This window comes from Cupriavidus sp. USMAHM13 (genome assembly GCF_001854285.1).
Taxonomy (GTDB): Bacteria; Pseudomonadota; Gammaproteobacteria; order Burkholderiales; family Burkholderiaceae; genus Cupriavidus; species Cupriavidus malaysiensis.
The window spans coordinates 2145719-2160570 of the sequence record NZ_CP017751.1 but is presented as its reverse complement, the minus strand read 5'-3'; the positions used below and the strand labels follow the sequence as shown (position 1 = coordinate 2160570).

At 69.4% G+C, this 14852-nt stretch carries 18 protein-coding genes; 4 read left to right on the top strand and 14 right to left on the bottom strand.

Features of this window, described 5'->3' with window-relative positions:
* Nucleotides 1–10 precede the first annotated feature (10 nt).
* From BKK81_RS09555 to tsaB, 3 genes are read right to left on the bottom strand one after another with little or no spacing between them, the layout of a single operon-like run.
* Nucleotides 11–994 (bottom strand): uracil-DNA glycosylase, encoded by a 984-nt coding sequence (locus tag BKK81_RS09555; protein ID WP_071012393.1) that lies wholly within the window; start codon nt 992–994, stop codon nt 11–13.
* Nucleotides 991–1509, bottom strand: coding sequence for a ribosomal protein S18-alanine N-acetyltransferase (rimI, locus tag BKK81_RS09550; protein ID WP_071016277.1), 519 nt, complete (start codon nt 1507–1509; stop codon nt 991–993). Before rimI ends, BKK81_RS09555 begins: the two co-directional genes overlap by 4 nt.
* A gap of 5 nt (nt 1510–1514) precedes the next feature.
* Nucleotides 1515–2258 carry a tRNA (adenosine(37)-N6)-threonylcarbamoyltransferase complex dimerization subunit type 1 TsaB gene (gene tsaB, locus BKK81_RS09545; protein ID WP_071012391.1) on the bottom strand — a complete coding sequence of 248 codons (744 nt, stop codon included), beginning with the start codon at nt 2256–2258 and terminating at the stop codon, nt 1515–1517.
* Between the two features lie 155 nt (nt 2259–2413).
* On the opposite strand from tsaB, the gene BKK81_RS09540 reads away from it, so the two are divergent.
* Nucleotides 2414–2683: an acyl-CoA-binding protein gene (locus tag BKK81_RS09540; protein ID WP_071012389.1), complete on the top strand. Its 270-nt coding sequence runs from the start codon at nt 2414–2416 to the stop codon at nt 2681–2683.
* A gap of 46 nt (nt 2684–2729) precedes the next feature.
* Here BKK81_RS09540 and BKK81_RS09535 read toward each other — a convergent pair whose 3' ends face one another.
* Together BKK81_RS09535 and BKK81_RS09530 are read right to left on the bottom strand one after the other, a co-directional pair.
* Nucleotides 2730–4211, bottom strand: coding sequence for a DHA2 family efflux MFS transporter permease subunit (locus BKK81_RS09535; RefSeq protein ID WP_071012387.1), 1482 nt, complete (start codon nt 4209–4211; stop codon nt 2730–2732).
* Complete coding sequence (locus tag BKK81_RS09530) at nt 4208–4678, bottom strand: SRPBCC family protein (protein WP_071012385.1); 471 nt, start codon at nt 4676–4678, stop codon at nt 4208–4210. Before BKK81_RS09530 ends, BKK81_RS09535 begins: the two co-directional genes overlap by 4 nt.
* Nucleotides 4679–4786: 108 nt before the next feature.
* Here BKK81_RS09530 and BKK81_RS09525 point away from each other — a divergent pair, with 108 nt between their 5' ends.
* Both BKK81_RS09525 and BKK81_RS09520 read left to right on the top strand, forming a co-directional pair.
* Nucleotides 4787–5506, top strand: a complete 720-nt coding sequence (locus BKK81_RS09525; RefSeq protein WP_071012383.1) for an SGNH/GDSL hydrolase family protein — start codon at nt 4787–4789, stop codon at nt 5504–5506.
* A 146-nt stretch (nt 5507–5652) separates the two neighbouring features.
* Entirely contained in the window at nt 5653–6141 is a 489-nt protein-coding gene (locus BKK81_RS09520; RefSeq protein WP_071012381.1) for a VOC family protein, read from the top strand.
* A 64-nt stretch (nt 6142–6205) separates the two neighbouring features.
* Here the strand turns inward: BKK81_RS09520 and BKK81_RS09515 are convergent, their stop codons facing one another.
* Together BKK81_RS09515 and BKK81_RS09510 are read right to left on the bottom strand one after the other, a co-directional pair.
* Nucleotides 6206–6844, bottom strand: coding sequence for a CoA transferase subunit B (locus BKK81_RS09515; RefSeq protein WP_071012379.1), 639 nt, complete (start codon nt 6842–6844; stop codon nt 6206–6208).
* Between the two features lie 11 nt (nt 6845–6855).
* A complete protein-coding gene (locus BKK81_RS09510; RefSeq protein ID WP_071012377.1) occupies nt 6856–7557 on the bottom strand; it encodes a CoA transferase subunit A in 702 nt (233 codons plus the stop codon).
* Between the two features lie 175 nt (nt 7558–7732).
* On the opposite strand from BKK81_RS09510, the gene BKK81_RS09505 reads away from it, so the two are divergent.
* Complete coding sequence (locus BKK81_RS09505; RefSeq protein WP_071012375.1) at nt 7733–8278, top strand: PAS and helix-turn-helix domain-containing protein; 546 nt, start codon at nt 7733–7735, stop codon at nt 8276–8278.
* Nucleotides 8279–8463: 185 nt separating this feature from the next.
* Here BKK81_RS09505 and BKK81_RS09500 read toward each other — a convergent pair whose 3' ends face one another.
* The 7 genes from BKK81_RS09500 to BKK81_RS09470 form a co-directional block, all read right to left on the bottom strand.
* On the bottom strand, nt 8464–8865 hold the full coding sequence (locus tag BKK81_RS09500) for an acyl-CoA thioesterase (RefSeq protein WP_071012373.1): 402 nt from the start codon (nt 8863–8865) through the stop codon (nt 8464–8466).
* 57 nt (nt 8866–8922) lie between these two features.
* A complete protein-coding gene (locus tag BKK81_RS09495; protein ID WP_071012371.1) occupies nt 8923–9666 on the bottom strand; it encodes a hypothetical protein in 744 nt (247 codons plus the stop codon).
* 184 nt (nt 9667–9850) lie between these two features.
* Nucleotides 9851–10573 carry a DUF2968 domain-containing protein gene (locus BKK81_RS09490; protein ID WP_197523902.1) on the bottom strand — a complete coding sequence of 241 codons (723 nt, stop codon included), beginning with the start codon at nt 10571–10573 and terminating at the stop codon, nt 9851–9853.
* A gap of 152 nt (nt 10574–10725) precedes the next feature.
* Nucleotides 10726–11754, bottom strand: coding sequence for a DctP family TRAP transporter solute-binding subunit (locus BKK81_RS09485; RefSeq protein ID WP_071012369.1), 1029 nt, complete (start codon nt 11752–11754; stop codon nt 10726–10728).
* Nucleotides 11755–11818: 64 nt separating this feature from the next.
* A complete protein-coding gene (locus tag BKK81_RS09480) occupies nt 11819–13123 on the bottom strand; it encodes a TRAP transporter large permease (RefSeq protein ID WP_197523901.1) in 1305 nt (434 codons plus the stop codon).
* Nucleotides 13120–13737 carry a TRAP transporter small permease gene (locus BKK81_RS09475; protein ID WP_071012368.1) on the bottom strand — a complete coding sequence of 206 codons (618 nt, stop codon included), beginning with the start codon at nt 13735–13737 and terminating at the stop codon, nt 13120–13122. The genes BKK81_RS09480 and BKK81_RS09475 overlap by 4 nt, the downstream gene beginning before the upstream one ends.
* A 322-nt stretch (nt 13738–14059) precedes the next feature.
* Complete coding sequence (locus tag BKK81_RS09470; protein ID WP_071012366.1) at nt 14060–14845, bottom strand: SDR family oxidoreductase; 786 nt, start codon at nt 14843–14845, stop codon at nt 14060–14062.
* Nucleotides 14846–14852: the final 7 nt, after the last annotated feature.

Sequence of the window (14852 nt, the reverse complement as noted above, 5' to 3'; positions counted from 1 at the left end):
TAGGGCTGCTTCAAGCCTCGGCTCCCGCACGGTCGTGTACCTCGCGCGCCAGGCAGAGATCGTCCCAGGCACGTGCCTTGTCGGCCGGGGTGCGCAGCAGGTAGGCCGGATGGTAGGTCACCACCACCGGGATACCCTCGTAGCTGTGCACGGTGCCGCGCAACTTGCTGATCGGCGTGGTGGTGCGCAGCAGGCTCTGCGCGGCGAAGCGTCCCAGCACCACGATCAGTCTGGGCCGGATCAGGGCGATCTGGCGTTTCAGGAAGGGCTCGCATTGCACCACCTCCTCGGGCTCCGGGTTGCGGTTGCCCGGCGGCCGGCACTTGAGCACGTTGGCGATGAAGACGCGGTTCCCACGCGCCAGGCCGAGCGAGCCCAGCATATTGTCCAGCAGCTTGCCAGCCTGGCCGACGAAGGGTTCGCCCTGCTTGTCCTCGTTCTCGCCCGGGGCCTCGCCGACCAGCATCCAATCGGCCTGGGGGTCGCCCACGCCGAACACGGTCTGCGTCCGCGTGCTGCACAGCTTGCAGGCGGTGCAGCCGGACACCTGGGCTTCCAGCGCCGGCCAGTCGAGCGAGGCAATGCCGGCAGCCCGGGCCGACAGCGCACCGTCGGCCTCGCCCTGCGTGGCAACGGCTTGCCGCGCGGGGACCGGCACCTGCGCGTGTGGCGGCATGGCGGACGGCGCCGGCGGGCGGGCTGCCGCCATGTCCGCCACGGCCGGCGTGGCGGCTTCCATGCCAGTGCCAGCGGCTTGCGGCAGGCGCGCAGGCGGCAAGACCGCTTGCGGAACGGACACGGCTGGATCGTCCCGCAGCGGGGCCATGGCTTCCACCGGCGCCACCGCCAGCGCTTCCACTGCCTCTACCGCTTCCATCGGCTCCATGGGCTCTGCCAGCGGTGCGGCTTCGGCGGCCAGCGGCGGCAGCCCACGCGGCAGCCACTCATGGGTAATGCCGAGCACTTCCAGGAATCGAGCGCGCCGGTCCGTCATGCTGCCTGTCCTCCGGTCCATGCCCGACGCAGCACCAGGGCATCCTCACGGCCCTGCGCGGCGGCCGGATAGTAGCCCTTGCGCCGCCCGATCTCGACAAAGCCGGCCTGGCGATACAAGGCCAGCGCGGCCGCATTGGACGGCCGCACTTCGAGCAGCATGGTGTGCAGGTGGTGCGCCTCGGCCGTCGCCAGTGCGGCGGCCAGCAGCAAACGGCCCAGGCCCTGCCCTTGGCGAGCCGGCTCCACCGTGATGTTCAGCAGGTGCATCTCGTCGACCACCGGCATCAGCACGGCATAGCCGGCCAGCCCGCCTGCGGCGTCGCGCAGGACCAGGCCCAGGTGGCCCGCCTTGATCGAGTTCTCGAAGTTGCCGCGTGTCCACGGATGGCTGAAGGCGCGGGACTCGACCTCGGCCACCGCATCCGCGTCCAGTGCGCTCATGCGACCCAGCGCCCATCCTGCGGGCAGCACGGGCATCTCGGGCACCTCGCACAGGCTGCTGTGCTGCGCCATATCGCTCATGGCCGGCTCCCGGCGGCGCGCAGCGCTGCCGCCGCCTCGCGCTCGGCGATGGTCTGCGCCACCTTGTCGCGCAGGTAGATCGGCATCGCCTCGGCGGCCTCGACCGCCTCGCCGCGCGCCAGCGCGCCGAAGGCCAGGGCGGCCACGGCGCGCGCGTCCGGCATCGCATCGGATGCCACGCGCTGCGCGCCGCCCAGGCCGGCCAGCCGCTCGCCGAACACTTCGGCCGCGTTGCCGGCCAGCCAGTACGGTCCCGCCGGCAAGGCCACGGTCTCGGGCGGCCCGACCTGCATCGCGGTGAGCGCATGCCAGCGGCCGTCGCGCCAGGCGAACGCGCCGGTATAGGCTTCGTCCATGCGCGCATCCAGCGCCACCAGCACCGCGGTGCCGTCGGGCAGCGGCGGACCGTCGCGCCGGGCGCGCTCGGCGCAGGCCATCAGGGTATTGACCGGCACGACCGGCAGGCTGGCGCCGAAGGCCAGGCCCTGCGCCACACCGCAGGCGGTACGCAGGCCGGTGAAGGACCCCGGGCCGGCGCCGAAGGCGATGGCGGCGCAATCGGCCAGGGCGATGCCGGCTTCGGCCAGCAGCTCGCCGGCAGCCGGCAGCACGCGGGAGGACGAGCGCGCGCCCGTATGCTCGTGGCGGGACAGGCACGCCAGTGTGCCATCCGCATCCAGGCGGCCAAGGGCCACCGAACACCACTCAGTGGAAGTTTCAACTGCAAGAATCCAGGACATGGCGCGATTGTAGCCGCTGTCGGCCCGCTTGCCGCGTGCGGACGCGCACCCGGCGCACGCGCAGTCGAGTGCTTCCTCGGTTTTTTTCAAGGCAAACGCAGCGGGGCCGCGGCTATCATCGCCCCTTTTCCACGATGCCCAGACAGGAGATACCGATGAGCGACCTGCAAGCCCGCTTCGACCAGGCCCAGATCGATGTCAAGCAACTCAGCGAGCGCCCGAGCAATATGACCCTGCTGCGTCTTTACGCACTGTTCAAGCAGGGCAGCGAGGGCGATGCCCACGGCGACAAGCCCGGCATGACGGATTTCGTCGGCCGCTACAAGTTCGAGGCCTGGGAAACGCTGAAAGGCACCGGCCAGGACGAAGCCAAGGAGAAGTACATCGCGCTGGTCGAGGAGCTGCGCAGCGGCAAGGCCGCCTGAGATACGCACCGCGGCCGCCGGAGACGGCGCCCGCCGGCCCGGCCGCTCAGCCCGGCGGCGGCTCCGGCCGCGGCCGGATCCGCCAGGCCGCCAGGATGGCGATGGCGATCACCACGCCGACGGCGAGGAAAGTCTCGTCGAAGGCACGGATGCGCGCGGCACCAGCCGCGGCGGCACCCGCCTCGCCCAGCGCCGCCCCATGCGTGGCCAGGCGCCACTGCAGCCCGACCCCGGCCAGGCTCACACCGATCGCCCCGCCCAGCTGCCGCAGGAAATTGATGCAGCTCGAGCCCTGCGGGATCAGCGAATAGTCCACCCCGCGCATCGCCCCGAGCGTCAGCGACGGCAGGATGCAGCCCAGGCCGACGCGCCCCACCACCGCCAGCAGGACCAGCAGCAGGTAAGGCGTCGATTGCGAACCGGTCGCCATCAGCAGGAAGGACACGGCCAGCAGCGCCAGCCCGAACGACACCTGGCGGTGCGGCGGGATGCGGCGTGTCAGGCGCCCGGCGACGGCGATGGTGACCGCCAGCACCAGCCCCGCCGGCAGCAGCACCAGGCCCGCGCGCGACGGCGTATAGCCCAGCGCCATCTGCATATAGACCGGCAGCAGGTAGGTGGAGCCGAACAGGCCGGCGCCGTAGATGAAGGCCACCATGGCGCCGGCGGAAAACTGCCGGTAGCTGTACAGCCGCATGTTCATCAGCGGATGCGGCGCGCGCAGTTGCCACCAGACGAAGGCCAGCAGCATGGCCAGCCCGAGCCCCGCCAGCGCGAGGCCGTCCGCCAGGTCGCCGCGCATGGCCACCACGCCGTTGAGCAGGCTCACGGTGGCAATGCCCGCCAGGCCCAGCCCGCGCCAGTCGAGCGGCTTGCGCTCTCCCATCATGGCTGAATCGACCGCCATGTACCGGCGCGCCATCCACCATGCCGCCAGCGTCAGCGGCACCACCACAAAGAAGATGGAGCGCCAGCCGAAGGCCTCGACCAGGAAGCCGCCGAGGCTGGGACCGAGCGCGGGCGCCAGCACCACGCCGAAGCCGAACAGGCTGACCGCCTTGCCCTGCTCCCGCTCCTCGAACACGCGCAGGATGAGGATATTGGGCAGCGGCTGCAAGATGCCGGCGGCGATGCCCTCGGCCACCCGCATGGCGATCATCACGCCGTAGGTGGGCGACAGCCCGCCGACCAGCCCGCCGCAGCCGAGCAACGCCAGGCAGCCGATGAAGGTGCGGCGCAGGCCGAAGCGATTGAGCAGCCAGGGCGTCAGCAGCAGCGACAGCGTCATGGCGATCATGAAGCTGGCCGCCACCCATTGCGCGCGCTCCTGGCCCAGGGCGAAATGGCGGCTGAGGTCGGGAATGGCGACGTTGACGATGGTCGACGAGACGATCGAGGACACCGTCCCCAGCATCAGCGTGAACAGCACACGCCAGCGCGCCCGCTCGCCGTAGCGCGCGCGCAGCGCGGCACGCGTGGGCGCGCCGCGCGGAACAGCGGCCTGGCCGGCCGCGGCCGGCTCGCTCACCCGAGCCGCCCGCTGGCGGCCAGTTCGCGGATCTTGCGCACGGTGTCGAGATCGGCCTCGTGGTAGGCGGACTTGACGATCTCTGCATAGCGGTCGTTGCCGGTCTCGTCGACCGTCGGCATGGTGGTCTCGTAGAGGAAGCGCAGCAGCAGCGCCCCTTCGGCCGGCGCCTCGATCATCATGCTGAGGGTGCCCCCGGCGTGCTCTGCCGTGGCCGCGCTTTCGTAGCGCACGCCGCGCCGGGGCTCCAGCACCACGCGGTCCTGCACGGTGGCGCCGCCGAAATGCAGCTCTCTATCCATCCAGTTGTCACCGCGTGCAACGATCTCGGAACGATCGAGCCCGAGCATGAACAGCTCTGGCTCCATGGCGCGCAGGACCAGCCCCTGCCAGAGTTGCTCCGGCGTGAGCGGCGTCAGCCGCGGATCGCCCGGGTCGTTGATCTCTACCAGATGCTCGAAGCGCAACTTGATTCTCCAGAAATGGGGGGAACGTATAGCCGATATTATGACGGCACCGTGTAGCCCGCGATATCAATTCGCTTGATGCACCGCACCCAATCCCGGAGCCTTCCCATGCCAGATGCCCAGACGCCCCCCGCCGCTAACGCCCTGCCCTCCGGCGCACCGGACCCGCGCCAGATCCTCGTCTATGCCGACTCCCTGTCCTGGGGCATCGTGCCCGGCACGCGCCGGCGCCTGCCCTTCCCGGTGCGCTGGCCGGGACGCATGGAACACGTGCTCAACCGCGCCGGCGGCCCGTGCGCCGAGGCGCCGGTGCGCGTGCTGGAGGATTGCCTGAACGGGCGCCGCACGGTCTGGGACGATCCGTTCAAGCCCGGACGGAATGGTCTCGACGGCTTGCCGCAAGTCATCGAGATGCATTCGCCGCTGGCCATGGTGATCCTGATGCTCGGCAGCAACGACTTCCAGTCGATGTACCCGCACAATGCCTGGCACGCCGCCCAGGGAATCTCCGCCCTGGTGCAGGCCATCCGCGGCGCGCCGATCGAACCGGGCATGCCGGTGCCGCCCGTGCTGGTGGTGGCGCCGCCGCCGATCCGCGCCCCCCGGGGCCCGCTGGCGCCGAAGTTCGCCGGCGGCGAGCACAAGTGCGCGGGCCTGGTCGACGCCTACCGGCAGGTCTGCGACACGTTGGGCTGCCCGCTGTTCGATGCCGGCACGGTGATCCGCAGTAGCGAGGTGGACGGCGTGCACCTGGACGCCGAGGCCCACCTCGCGCTGGGCGACGCCCTGGCCGACGTGGTGGTCCGCCTGCTGCCGTCGGCGCGCTGAGCTTCACCGATCGGCGCTGTTCCCGCGCCGATGCCCCGCGCCGACGCCGGCCGGGCCACGCATCCTCCTGACAACTCCTGTCAGGAGACCGGGATCACAATGCCGCCATTGCGCCCCTCGGGCGCGCTCGATCCCTGGAGGCGGCGATGCAGTTGCTCACCCGCATTGAAGTCGATGACCTGGCCCAGGCTGCCGCGTTCTACCGCGACGGCCTGGGCCTGCACGCGGGCGCCTGGCGGCCCGGCGCCCGCGCCGTGATGCTGCACGCCGGCGGCGGGCAGCCCGCCCAGATAGTGCTGCTGGAATTGCCGCAGCGCGCCATGCGGCGCAGCATCCCGGCCCGGGTCGACTGGCTGGTGCCCGAGCTGGAACCGGCCATCGAGCGCGCGCTGGAAGCCGGCGCCGACCTCGAGGACTGGCCGCAGGAATGCGGTGCCGGCAGGCAGGCAGTGCTGCTGGATCCGTTCGGCAACGCCCTGCGCTTCCTGCAATGGCCGGGCCTGCCGGAGACCCTATGCGACCGGGCGGACACCGGCACACCGGCGACCGCGGTCGCGCCCGGCGCTGGCTTGCTGGCAGCCCCGCAAGCCAGGCAGGCTGGCAGCCCGCGCAAAGCACGAAGCCCCGCCGGCTGAGCCTGGCGGGGCTTCATCGGGTCCAGCCGCCGCGCTGCAGGAACGCAGCGCGCGGGGTACACCCTTACAGCAGCGGCGCGCCGGTCTTGGCCTGGATCTCCTCGCGGCTGACGCCGGGAGCGGTTTCCACCAGCTTCAGGCCCTGCTCGGTCACGTCGATCACGCCCAGGTCGGTAATGATGCGGTTGACCACACCCACGCCGGTCAGCGGCAGCGAGCAGGAACCGAGGATCTTCAGGTCCTCGCCGCCGTCCTTCTTCTTGGCGGTATGTTCCATCAGCACGACCACGCGACCGACGCCGGCCACGAGATCCATCGCGCCGCCCATGCCCTTGACCATCTTGCCCGGGATCATCCAGTTGGCCAGGTCGCCCTTCTCGCTGACCTGCATGGCGCCGAGGATGGCCAGGTTGATATGGCCACCGCGGATCATCGCGAAGGAATCGGCCGACGAGAAGATCGACGAGCCAGGCAGCGTCGTCACGGTCTGCTTGCCGGCGTTGATCATGTCGGGATCGACCTCGTCCTCGGTCGGGAACGGGCCGATGCCGAGCAGGCCGTTCTCCGACTGCAGCCACACCTCCATCCCTGCCGGGACATGGTTGGCCACCAGGGTCGGCAGGCCGATGCCCAGGTTGACGTAGAAGCCGTCCTGCAGTTCCGCGGCAGCGCGCGCCGCCATTTCGTCACGTGTCCATGCCATGATGTGTCTCCTTAGGCTGCGGCACGCACGGTGCGCTGCTCGATGCGTTTCTCGGGATTGGCGTTCAGCACGATGCGCTGCACGAAGATGCCCGGCGTATGGATCTCGTCCGGATCCAGCGTGCCGGTATCGACGATCTCTTCCACCTCGGCCACGGTGACCTTGCCGGCCATCGCGCACATCGGGTTGAAGTTGCGCGCGGTGCGGCGATAGATCAGGTTGCCGGCACGGTCCGCCTTCCAGGCCTTGACCAGCGCCACATCGGCGGTCAGCGAGCGTTCCATCACGTACTGGGCGCCGTCGAACTCGCGCACTTCCTTGCCCTCGGCCACCAGCGTGCCCACGCCGGTCTTGGTGAAGAAGGCCGGGATGCCGGCGCCGCCGGCGCGCAGCTTCTCGGCCAGCGTGCCTTGCGGCGTGAATTCGAGCTCGAGTTCGCCGGCCAGGTACTGGCGTTCGAACTCCTTGTTCTCGCCCACGTAGGACGAGATCATCTTGCGGATCTGGCGGGTGGCCAGCAGCAGGCCGAGGCCGAAGCCGTCGACACCGGCATTGTTCGAGATGCAGGTCAGTTCCTTGGCACCGCTGTCGCGCAGCGCGGCGATCAGCGCCTCGGGAATCCCGCACAGACCGAAACCGCCGACCGCGACGGTCTGGCCGTCACGGACGACGCCGGCGAGCGCCTCGGCGGCGCTGGCGTAGACCTTGTTCATGCTTTGCTCCTTCCTCGGTGGTTCCCGCCCGCTCGGGGCCGCCGGTCCAGCCGGCGGCGGGCGACGCGGGGAAATTGTAACGGTACAATCGGGCGGCAAGCGCCGCCATGTCGACCGAGCGAAAGCATACGCGATGGGGCGCCTGCTAGGCCATTACGTAAAAATACATAAGGACATGCCCGCAATCGACTACCAGACCGCCTTCCTGCTCGCCCCCGTCGGCCTGGTGCTGTCACGCGAGCGCGTCATCGAGGATTGCAACGACGAGGTCTGCCGCATCTTTGGCACCACCCGCGAGACCCTGGTCGGCCAGTCGTTCCAGGTGCTCTACCCCAGCGCCGACGAGTTCGAGCGCATCGGCGCACGCATCGTGCCGATCATGAACACGCGCGGCCTGTACTCGGACGAACGCATCATGAAGCGCGCCGGCGGCGAACTGTTCTGGTGCCACGTCACCGGCCGTTCGCTGGATCGCAAGGACCCGCTCGGCGCAGGCATCTGGAGCTTCGAGGACCTCTCGCAGAAGCGCCCGGTCACCGCCGAGCTGACCGCGCGCGAACGCGACGTGGCGGCCCAGCTGGTCGACGGCAAGACCAGCAAGCAGATCGGCAAGCTGCTGGCGATCAGCCCGCGCACCGTCGATATCTACCGCGCCCGCCTGATGAAGAAGTATGGGGCGAGCACGGCCGTCGACCTGGTGCAAAGGCTGATCAACCACTAGCCCCGATCGGAACACTCGTGTCCTGAATCACAAATTCGTGGACTAAGTCGGCCCTGATTGCGTCGATCAACCGCGCGATGCGTCATCACGAATGCTCCAAGACTCCAGCCCTGCTGCGCTGCGTACCAAGCCTCGCACGCCTTCCCGGCAGGCTGGGTACTCCCGCGAATTCGGGACTCGGGGCACTAGCCGGTGATCAACGCCAGGATGGCCTCGGGCAGCGGGACCGATTTCTCCGCCTCGTAGTCGCACCAGACCACCTTGGCGCCGCCTTCGGCGTAGACCACCTCGGGCTCGTCGATGCGGCGGATCTCGATACGCGTCTCGAAGCTGGTACGTCCGGGGGCCCCGGCGTAGAGGCGGCACTCGATGTCGCCCGGATAGCGCAGCTGGCGCAGGAAGGTCATGTGCGCGTTGATGACGACCGGTCCGCAGCCGTCGGCGTCCTTGCCGCCGCGGCCCAGCGATTCGAACCAGGAGATGCGCGCCTGCTCCATGTAGCGGAAATAGACGGTGTTGTTGACATGGCCCATGGCGTCCATGTCGCCCCAACGGATGGGCATCTGGCAGGTATAGACGGGTTTCATGCCAGCTAGCCTACCATTGCCGATACCCCTCACGCCATCGGCCTGCCGCCGGGCCGCTCACTGCCCGAGCAAGGGCGCGTGCCCGCGCAGCTCGAATGCCGTGTCCGAAGCCGCGTAGGCGACGTCCTCGGCAGGCAGATGCCGGCTTCCCGGATGGGATTGCCAGCCGGCGCCCCGGTGTATCGACGCCGCCGGTCCCACCGCCGCCGATGACGCGGCACGCGTGGACGTTCGCCGGCCGTTCGAGGCGCCCTGCTTCCCCGCCGCTGCCACGCCTGCGCGCCGCGCCGGCACCGCCTTGCCGGCCTCCGCCGGCGGAACCCCGGCCGGCGCCATGTTGGCGGCCGGAGCGGCCGGAACCGCCGCAGACCTGCTCCCCGGCACACCGGCCCCCACCTCACCCGGCGGCGCTGCCGAGGCATCCGGTGCCGGTGCCTCGCGCGCCACCAGGAGCGCAGCAGCGGCATCGGAGGCAGAAAACGCGGCCGGAGCCGGGGCGACCGGAGTCAGGGCAGTCGAGGCGCTCACGGGCGGTTCCGTCGGCGGCGCGGCCTGCTGCAGCCACCAGGCCGCGCCGCCACCACCCACCCCCAGCAGCAAGCCGGCCAGCAGGCCGCCACCGAGGCCGTGCCGGAAGGCGCGCCGCCGGGCGCGCAGGGCCCCGCCGGCAGTCCCGGCGATATATTTGGCCACGGCGTCGGCACGCATCGTCTCCAGCGCTTTGCGCACCTCGAAAGGCGTACCGAACGGCGGCGGCACGGCGATGCCGGGATAGGGATCAGAAGGGAATGCGTCGGACATGGGGATCACCTGCAGGAAGCTCGCCGGATACTAGCGTCGGCGCAGCCGGCTGCTGCGCGGAGAATTCGGAAGATGCGGGGGCATCCGCGCAATGCTCCGGCGGATGATGCGTCGGCCGCCTCGATTCCGTCCCGGCGGCCCGGCGTTCGAGCCGCCGCAAGCGGTCCGGCGCAGACGATCGGGCTCAGCGCCGCTCGCCCGCTCGCCGGCCCGCCTTTGCCGGCGGATCCGCCACGCCATCGAGCAGGCTCGCCTCGAGTTCGCGGATGCGCGTGTACAACTGGTCGAGCTGCAGGCGCGCGGCACGGTTTTCGACATGCGCAGCATTGGCCTGCGCCTGCGCACTCTGCTGCGCCTCCAGCATCAGGCGCCGCTGCGCCTGCATCCGCATCAGTTCGGCGTCGAGGAGGCCGAGACGCGCCTCGCTTTCTTGTGTCAGGCGGGACAGTTCGCGCTGCTGCGAGTTCAGCACGGTGCCGACGATGGCATCCTTGGCCCAGTCGGCGTTCTGCTGCGACAGGCGCGTGAAGGCCCGTTCGGCATCGGCGAAGGCATCGAAGCGGAATACCCGCCACAGGCTGCGCTGGTGCAGCAGGGCGACATAGCAGACCACCGCATCGTCGGCGACCAGAAGGCTGGTGCCATAGTCGCCGTCGTAGCGGGTACGCAGTTCGCGCACCCGTCCTTCGCGCATGCGCGCCTGCAACTCCACCAGCATGCTGCGCGTGCCGGCAGCCGGCTCGACCCCTGCCCCATCTTGCGGCAGGACCTGGGCGCCGGCGGCCGGCATATCGCCCACCGGCAGCCCGAACTCCGCCGCGGCAGCCCCGCCCGACAGCAAGCTCGCGGCGAGTGCAACGGCGGACAACAGGGCTGGCAGGATCGGGCTGGGACGGAGCGAACGCAAGAGCATGGCCTCGGACGGGAAAAGACAGCCAAGTCTAGCGAGGGCCCTACGCCCTCGAAATCGGATGAATCTGAATCACCCCCAGAAAATGGCTGAAAGAAAAACGGGCGGAGCATCCGCCCCGCCCGTCGTCAACCCTCGTCGCGCGAGACTCAGCGCTTGGCGATGGCCGCTTCCGCCTTGGTCACCAGGTCGGCCCCGACCTGTTTCTTCCACTTCTCGTAGACCTTGGCGGTCGCCTTGCGGAAGGCATCGTGCTCGGCCGGCGACAGCTGGGTCACCTTGACGCCGTGGGCTTCCATGTCCTTCCATGCCGGCGCGCCGGGCTCGGCCAGGCCCTTGCGGGCCAGCGCGGTCTCCTGCTTACCGGCATCGATGGCGGCCTGCCTGACGATGTCGCGGTCGGCCGGGGTCCAGCTTTCCCAGATCTGCTTGTTGACGACGAAGATCAGCGGATCGGCCACATAGCCCCAGGTGGTGACGAACTTCTGGCCCACGGTATAGAGCTTGGCGGCGGCGAACACGGACTGCGGGTTCTCCTGGCCATCGACGGCGCCCGAAGCCATCGCCGGCTGCGCATCGGCCCAGCTCATCTGGGTCGGGTTGGCCCCCAGCGCATTGAAGGTCTCGATGTACAGCGGCGAGCCCACCACGCGCAGCTTCATGCCCTTCAAGTCTTCGGGCTTGCGGATCTCGCGCTTGGAGTTCGACACCTCGCGGAAGCCATTCTCGCCCCAGGCCAGCGGCACCACGCCGCCCTTCTCCAGCGTGGCGAAGAGCGACTTGCCGACCTCGCCCTGCGTCAGCGCGTCGAGCGCCTTGTAGTCGGGCATCAGGAAGGGCAGCGAGAACAGGTTCAGCTCCTTGACCTGCGGCGACCAGTTGATGGTCGAACCCACCGCCATGTCGATCACGCCCTGGCGGATCGCGGAGAACTCGCGCGTCTGGTCGCCCGCCACCAGCGAGGTGCCGGGATACAGCTTGATATTGATGCGGCCGTTGGTGCGCTGGCGCACCAGGTCCGCCCAGATCTCGCCGCCCTTGCCCCAGGGGAAGGCGGGACCGAGCACCAGCGACATCTTGTACTCGGACTTGTAAGTCTGCGCCATGGCGCCGGCCGGCGCGAAGGCGGCGGCGGCGATCGCGGCGGCGGCGGACAGCATCAGGGCACGGCGTTTCATCGGTTTCCTCTCCTCTTGGGAATCGTTCTTCATCGTTGTGTGGCTCGGCGCCAGCGTCATCGCATCAGTAGCCGAGCCGGTCGGGCAGCCAGGTCGCCAGCGGCGGATAGGCCAGCACCATCAGCATGGCGATGAACATCGCCAGCAGCATCCAGATCACCCAGGGCACGGTCTCTTCCATGCGCACGCGGGCGATGCGGCAGGACACCATCAGGTTCACGGCCAGCGGCGGCGTGAACTGGCCGAGCGCCACCTTCAGCGTCAGCACCACGCCGAACCAGACCGGGTTCCAGTGGAAGGCGTTGGCGATCGGCAGCAGCAGCGGCACGAAGATCAGGAAGATGGAGATGCCGTCGAGGAACATGCCGACAGTCATCAGCAGCAGCACGATCAGCGCCAGCACGCCGTACTCACCGAGGCCGGAATGGGCGATGGCATCGGCCAGCGGATCGATCACGCCCAGCGTCGACAACGCATAGGCGAAGATGCCGGCCAGCGCCACCACCAGCAGGATCACCGCCGAGGTCTCGGCCGCTTCCTGGAAGATCACGAACAGGTCGCGCATGCCGATGCTGCGGTAGACCACCATGCCGACGAACAGGCCGTAGACCACCGCCACCACCGCCGCCTCGGTCGGCGTGAACCATCCCGCGCGCATGCCGCCCAGGATCAGGAACGGCGCGATCAGGCCCCAGGAGGCCTCGCGCAGGCTCTTCCAGAACGGCGGGCGCGGCAGCGCGGCCTCGATAGCGCCCATCTTGTGCTTGCGCGCCAGCCACACGGCGGGCACGATCAGCGCCACACCGGCCAGCACGCCCGGGATCATGCCGGCGGCGAACAGCGCCGGCACCGAGGCGCCGGGCACCAGCACGCTGTAGATGATGAAGGCGACCGAAGGCGGGATCAGGATGTCGGTGGCGGCCGCGGCGCCGACCACTGCGGCACTGTAGGAGCCCGGATAGCCGGCGCGCGACATGGCGGCGATCATCACCCCGCCCACCGCGGCCGCGTTGGCCGGGCCCGAGCCCGAGATGCCGCCGAGGAACATCGCCACCAGGATGGCCACCAGCGGCAGCATGCCGGGGCCACGCCCGACGATGGCGATGGCGAAGGTGACCAGGCGCTGCGCCACGCCGGAGCGGTCGAAGATAGAGCCGACCAGCACGAACATCGGGATGGCCAGCAGCGGGTACTTTGCCAGGCCGGCGTAGAAGTTCTGCGGCACCGCCAGCAGGCCGAACATCTGCGTGTCCAGGTTGGACAGGCCGATCGCGACCAGGCCGCCCAGCCCCAGCGAGACGCCGATGGGCACGCCCAGCAGCATCAGCCCGATGAAGACCGCGAACAGGATGATGGCGATCAGGGTCATCGCGCACCTCCTGCACCCGCGCTGCCGGTGGCTTCGCTGCGCGCTGCGTGCAGGGCCTTGAGCGCCCGCACGTTGCGCTGCAACAAGGCCAGCGCGCGCAGCGTGATGGCGAGCGACAGCACCGGCAGCCACATCGAGTACCACCAGCTCGGCACACCGATGCCGGGCGAGGTTTCGCCGAAGGTGTATTCGTCCCAGGCGATGCGGGCGCCAAGCACCGCCAGCGCCGCGAACATCAGCGCGACCGCCAGCGCCGACACGATCGCCAGGCGCTTCTGGCGCGCCTCGCTGCCGCGTTCGAAGAAGTATTCGATGCGGATATTGCGGTCGCGCGCCACGGCGGCGCTGCCGGCCACCAGGGCCAGCACGACCATCAGGAACACCGAGAATTCCTCGGTCCAGGCGAAGGACTCGTCGGTGAAATAGCGCACCACCACATTGGCGAAGGTGATGCCGACCAGCAGGATCATCACGATCACGCCGATCCAGTCCTCGATGCGCGGCGAGACGCGGAACTCCGCCTCGGCGGCCTCGTCGGCCGCCTGCGGGATCACCGCCGAATCGACGACATGCTGCGGCGCGGGCTCGCGCCGCGCCTCCCGTTTCTGCTCCATCCTCCCCGGCCTCCGGTCCGGTCCGCGCGGACCGTTGCGGCCGTCGCGGTGATTCGTTATGCAAAGACTTTTATGTAAAGACTTAATCGCAATGCTTGGGGCGATTATGCCAAGAGTGTGGCGAGCGTGGCGATAGGCTCGGCAGGAACTGGCTGGATTCCGCTTCGGCCTGCGTCGCAGGCGGTCGAAGCCGCGGCATGGCCGAGGGGACCGGATCGTTGTCCTCGGCCGAAAGCGACTGGCCCCGCCGGGCGCTTGTGGCGCCGGCCGGGGCTGTGGCTTGCCGGCAGCGCGCCGGACGGTGCCGTCCGGCGCCGGGCCGTCACACCATGCCGTCGTCGGCGGTGATCACGGCGCCATTGATGAACTGCGACTGGTCCGAGGACAGCAGCAACACCAGGCCGTCGAGATCCTCGGGCTTGCCCAGGCGCTTGCGCGGCAGCATCTGGATCAGCTTCTGGCCCGCCTCGGTGCCCCAGTGATGGTGGTTGATATCGGTATCGATATAGCCGGGGCAGATCGCATTGACGTTGATGCCGTGACGTGCCCACTCCAGAGCCATGGCGCGGGTCATGTGCACCACCGCGGCCTTGCTCATGCAGTAGACGCCGATCTGCGACAGCACCTTCAGCCCTGCCACCGAGGCGATGTTGACGATGCGCGACTGCGGCAGAGGATGCCCCGCCTTCTCCGCTCCCTTGGCACGCACGATCATGCGCTTCGCCACTTCCTGCGCGACGAAGAAGGCGCCGCGCGTATTGGTGTCGAAGACGAAATCGAAATCGTCCGGCGTGACGTCGGTGAGCTTCTGCGTGGTCGACACGCCCGAGTTGTTCACCAGGATATCGATCGCGCCGGCCTCGGTCTCGGCATGGGCGATCGCGGCGCGGATGCTGTCCGGATCGGTGACGTCGAGCCGCACCACGTGGGCATTGCCGCCCTCGGCCTCGATGGCCGCGCGCAGTTCCTTGAGCCGTTCCGTGCGGCGCGAGGCCAGCACCACCTTGGCCCCGGCGGCCGACAGCACGTGCGCGAAGCGCTTGCCCAGGCCGCTCGATGCACCGGTCACCAGCGCGACCTTGCCTTCCAGATTAATCGACAAACCCATGTTGACC

Excerpts from the sequence above, each read along its gene's own strand:
- BKK81_RS09555 (WP_071012393.1), bottom strand. The coding sequence starts at position 994 with ATGACGGACCGGCGCGCTCGATTCCTGGAAGTGCTCGGCATTACCCAT.
- rimI (WP_071016277.1), bottom strand. The coding sequence starts at position 1,509 with ATGGCGCAGCACAGCAGCCTGTGCGAGGTGCCCGAGATGCCCGTGCTG.
- tsaB (WP_071012391.1), bottom strand. The coding sequence starts at position 2,258 with ATGTCCTGGATTCTTGCAGTTGAAACTTCCACTGAGTGGTGTTCGGTG.
- BKK81_RS09540 (WP_071012389.1), top strand. The coding sequence starts at position 2,414 with ATGAGCGACCTGCAAGCCCGCTTCGACCAGGCCCAGATCGATGTCAAG.
- BKK81_RS09525 (WP_071012383.1), top strand. The coding sequence starts at position 4,787 with ATGCCAGATGCCCAGACGCCCCCCGCCGCTAACGCCCTGCCCTCCGGC.
- BKK81_RS09520 (WP_071012381.1), top strand. The coding sequence starts at position 5,653 with ATGCAGTTGCTCACCCGCATTGAAGTCGATGACCTGGCCCAGGCTGCC.
- BKK81_RS09515 (WP_071012379.1), bottom strand. The coding sequence starts at position 6,844 with ATGGCATGGACACGTGACGAAATGGCGGCGCGCGCTGCCGCGGAACTG.
- BKK81_RS09510 (WP_071012377.1), bottom strand. The coding sequence starts at position 7,557 with ATGAACAAGGTCTACGCCAGCGCCGCCGAGGCGCTCGCCGGCGTCGTC.
- BKK81_RS09505 (WP_071012375.1), top strand. The coding sequence starts at position 7,733 with ATGCCCGCAATCGACTACCAGACCGCCTTCCTGCTCGCCCCCGTCGGC.
- BKK81_RS09500 (WP_071012373.1), bottom strand. The coding sequence starts at position 8,865 with ATGAAACCCGTCTATACCTGCCAGATGCCCATCCGTTGGGGCGACATG.
- BKK81_RS09495 (WP_071012371.1), bottom strand. The coding sequence starts at position 9,666 with ATGTCCGACGCATTCCCTTCTGATCCCTATCCCGGCATCGCCGTGCCG.
- BKK81_RS09485 (WP_071012369.1), bottom strand. The coding sequence starts at position 11,754 with ATGAAACGCCGTGCCCTGATGCTGTCCGCCGCCGCCGCGATCGCCGCC.
- BKK81_RS09480 (WP_197523901.1), bottom strand. The coding sequence starts at position 13,123 with ATGACCCTGATCGCCATCATCCTGTTCGCGGTCTTCATCGGGCTGATG.
- BKK81_RS09475 (WP_071012368.1), bottom strand. The coding sequence starts at position 13,737 with ATGGAGCAGAAACGGGAGGCGCGGCGCGAGCCCGCGCCGCAGCATGTC.
- BKK81_RS09470 (WP_071012366.1), bottom strand. The coding sequence starts at position 14,845 with ATGGGTTTGTCGATTAATCTGGAAGGCAAGGTCGCGCTGGTGACCGGT.